Source organism: Nostoc sp. 2RC (assembly GCF_014222165.1).
Lineage (GTDB): Bacteria > Cyanobacteriota > Cyanobacteriia > Cyanobacteriales > Nostocaceae > Nostoc > Nostoc linckia.
This window is the reverse complement of the sequence record NZ_JACKZU010000514.1, coordinates 1-4248: the sequence shown is the minus strand read 5'-3', so window position 1 is coordinate 4248 and position 4248 is coordinate 1. Positions and strand designations below refer to the sequence as shown.

1 protein-coding gene is annotated in these 4248 nt (G+C 41.3%); it reads left to right on the top strand.

From position 1 onward, the window contains the following. Positions 1–613: 613 nt before the first annotated feature. Positions 614–4248 (top strand): FG-GAP-like repeat-containing protein (locus GNE10_RS32410; RefSeq protein ID WP_185570095.1); only part of this gene is annotated, 3635 nt, incomplete at its 3' end.

The window sequence follows — 4248 nt, the reverse complement described above, 5'->3', positions numbered from 1 at the left end:
ATTGCTTTATCAGGTGGTATTAGCTATGCAAATTTGTCCATTACTCAAAGCAACAATGATACTTTAATTAAGATTGGGAATGTAAATTTTGCTTTGTTAACTGGAATTACAGCTTCAACTTTAAACTCTAGTCATTTTATTACTTACTAATACTCTGTCGCATTAATTTTGTAGGAAAAAAATGTTTGTAGTAAGGACTTTAGTCCTTGATTTTTAAACACTAAAGTGCTTACTACGAACGTATCAAAACTAATGCTCTGCCAACCCAAAAATGCTGGGTGAGGACTGGAGAAAGGGAAAGGGGTAAAGGGTAAGATTTTTTCAAAAATTAAATCAGATTCTTATAGATTGGTAGGGGCGTACATCTCTAAATTTAAATTTTTAGAATATTTAAGCGATCGCAGTAATAATACAGTAGAAATTATTACAATTTTAGCATATTTTTGTACTTATTTATTATATTTCTTTTTGACCTCAAAACAAACTTGTTAATTACTGATTCCATACCTAAATAGAATCAGTCAACAGTCAACAGTCAACATTACTTTCCAGCCCAATATAATGCCAGCAACAAACTTCTAAAACGCAAATTAATTTTACTCAGGAGTTATCAATGCCAAACCAAAATATTATTTTTATCGATGGAGCAGTTACCGACTACCAAAGTTTGATTGCTGGCATTCAACTAGGGACTACTGTAGTAATCCTTGACTCAAATCAAGATGGGGTAGAACAAATCACTCAAGCTTTGCAGGGCGGCACATATCAATCAGTGCAGATTATTTCCCACGGCAGTACAGGAACTTTACAACTGGGAACAACCAAACTCAATGCCGGCAATTTGAATTCATACAGCAATCAATTGCAACAGTGGAGAAAATATTTAACTGAGGATGCCGACATTCTACTTTACGGTTGTAATGTGGCATCTGGAAATCAAACTTTTTTACAGCTTTTTAGCCAAATCACAGGTGCAGACATAGCAGCTTCTGATGACATCACCGGGAATGCTGAATTGGGGGGTGACTGGGATTTAGAAGTGAAGGTTGGAGACATTGAGTCAGATTTAGCCTTAACACCGCAAGTAATTAAGGCTTACCGCTCAATATTAACGATGTCATCCAATACAGCGCCAACACTAGACAATACTGGGAATCCCAGACTTTCTGCCATTGCTCACAACATTAGCGATAGCAATAATTCTGGGACTTTAATTTCTGCCATCCTTGCTAGAGGTGCAGGTGGCAACCCCATCACCGATCCTGACACAGGTGCAGTGGAAGGAATTGCCGTTATTGGTGTAGATAATACCAACGGTATTTGGCAATACTCCATAAATGACAGTGGTAACTGGATTAATTTTGTTGTATCGGATACTTCTGCTACCTTGCTCAAAGATACGGGAAAAATTCGTTTTGTCCCCAACGCTGGCTATAAAGGTACAGCGGAATTTGCTTTTCGGGCTTGGGATACCTCAGACGGCAACGTTAGTGGCACTACTAATGTAGTTCTCGGCGTTGGTGGAGGTACAACAGCTTACAGTATTAATACTGAAATTGCTAGTATCTCAATTATCCCAAATACTTATGATGTCGGATTAAGACCCTATTCCATTGTTGTTGGCGACTTTGACAAAGATGGAAAAACAGATTTGGTAACGGCAAACAAGTCCTCTCAAACTGTTTCGGTACTTTTGGGAAAGGGTGATGGCACTTTTAAGCCTGCCAGTAACTTTAGTACCGTGGGGTTCAATGGCTTAAGTCCTTCTTCGGTGGCTGTAGCCGACTTCAACAAAGATGGAAAATTGGATCTGGTAACGGCCAATAGTATCTCAAATAATATTTCGTTGCTACTTGGCAAGGGTGATGGCAGTTTTCAAACTGCTGTGAATTTTGCTTTGGAGTCAGCCTCAGCACCCATATCTATTGCAGTGGGGGACTTCAACAAAGATGGAAAATCTGACATTGTAACGGTAAACAATGCCTCTCAAAATATTTCGGTGCTGTTGGGAGATGGTGTTGGCGGCTTTGGAACTGCCAAAAACTATAAAGTTCCTAGCCGTCCTAGTTCGGTGACAGTGGGAGACTTCAACAAAGATGGAAAATCTGACCTGGCGGTGACAAGTTCTTACTTCAACAACGTTTCAATACTGTTGGGAAATAGTGACGGCACTTTTAATTCAGCCACACAATTTGATGTGGGAATCAATCCTAATTTTGTTGTTACAGGGGATTTCAATAATGACAACAAATTAGATTTGGCGGTGGCAAATTCCGACTCTCACAATGTCTCAATACTGTTGGGTAATGGTGCTGGTGGCTTTGGAATTGCCACTAACTTTGATGTGGGGTTAAATCCTGTATCTGTTACAGTGATTGATTTTGACAATGACGGCAAATCCGATCTGGCAGTGGCGAATGCAGGCTCAGACACAATTTCAGTGCTGCTGGGAGATGGCAACGGTGGCTTTGGAGTTGCCACGAACTTTGGTGTGGGGACAAAACCCCATGCTCTCGCCGTGGGCGATTTCAACAAAGATGGTCAATCTGATTTGGCAGTGGCAAACAGCGAATCTAAAAACGTTTCCCTGGTATATGCTGATGATGAAACCTATGAACCCGTCCCTCCCCAACCGATACTCATCAACGAAATTCTCTTCGATCCTCCAAGTACAGATACCTCGAAGGAATATATCGAATTACGCGGTACTCCGGGTGCGATTTTAGCACCTGGAACTTATTTAGTTGCTATTGAGGGTGATTCTGGCTCGTCTAACCCCGGCAATGTTCAAGATATTTTTAATTTGTCTGGTAAGCAATTTGGTAGCAATGGGCTGTTGGTTCTTCTGCAAAAAGGTAATAGTTATGCAGTTAATCCCAATTCAAATGTAGTAATTAATACTGGAACTGGAGCCGGATGGGGAAGCGGGGCTTCAAGTTCGGTGGGTCACATTGGTCAGTCAAATGCAAATGACATTGAAAATGGATCTGTTAGCTTTTTTCTTATTCAAACTACCACAGCACCTAACCTCAGCAATGATATTGACTCCAATGACGATGGTATTGCTGATGGTGCTACTTACTCAAATTGGACAGTGCTGGATTCCGTGGCGGTTTTAGATGGGGGAACTACAGATATAGCATACGGCTCCATTGTATTTAGAAAAAATTCTGGCGGTTCAGTTCCAACAAATGCCACAGTTGTTAACACCTCATTTACAGCTGGATATGTAGGGCGTTCGGGTAATACCACGGGTGCAACAGCGTCAGATTGGGTGGCAAGTGTAATTACTGGCACTGCACCAAATTTATCATTAGGAAATGCTAGTAACACATCACCAGAAAGCTTTGCTAGCCAACCGCTAAATCACATAGGTGATACTAACTTTGCTCCTCCTACTAATATCAATTACGCAATTTCCACTACCACCCCAACTGTGACTGAAGGTAATAGCAGCAGCCAACCTGTTACTTTCACGGTTACTCGCAGTGGTAATACTGCTGTTGCCAGTACTGTAAATTATGCCTTGGATGGCACGGCAACTTTGACCAGTGATTACAACAGTATTAAAGTTGCAGGTGCGGCAAGTGCTGTATCTGGAACTTTAATCTTTGCGGCTGGGGAAACAACAAAGACTATTACATTAAACGTTTTGGGTGATAAGGTGACTGAAGTTGATGAAACCATCAATTTGACGCTGAGTCATCCGAATCAGTTAACTCCTGTTACCAATCCAGCCACAGTTACCATAGTTAATGATGACAACCCGCCCACTATTTCCATTGCAAATAAAAGCGGTAACGAAAGCATTGGTAGTTTATCTTTTGTTGTGCAACTCTCCAATGCCAGCACTGACGTAATTACAGTGGATTACAACACTAGTGATGATACTGCGATCGCTAACGTTGATTACACCCCAGCCACAGGAACCCTAACTTTCGACCCTGGAGTTACTAGTCAAACAATTACGGTGTCAATTCTCGACGACTTTGTGGACGAAGCCAACGAGCTCTTTTTTGTCAATCTCACAAACCCCACCAATGCCACCATTGCCGATTTACAAGCTAATGGTACTATCACTGACAACGATACACCAGGCATTACTGTCTCTCCTGTAAATGCACTTGTAACTACCGAAGCTGGTGGTACTGCTAACTTTACTATTCAACTCGATACCCAACCCACTGCTGATGTCACGATAAATTTGAGTAGTTCCAATGTCAATGAAGGCACTATTTCAGTTTCTAG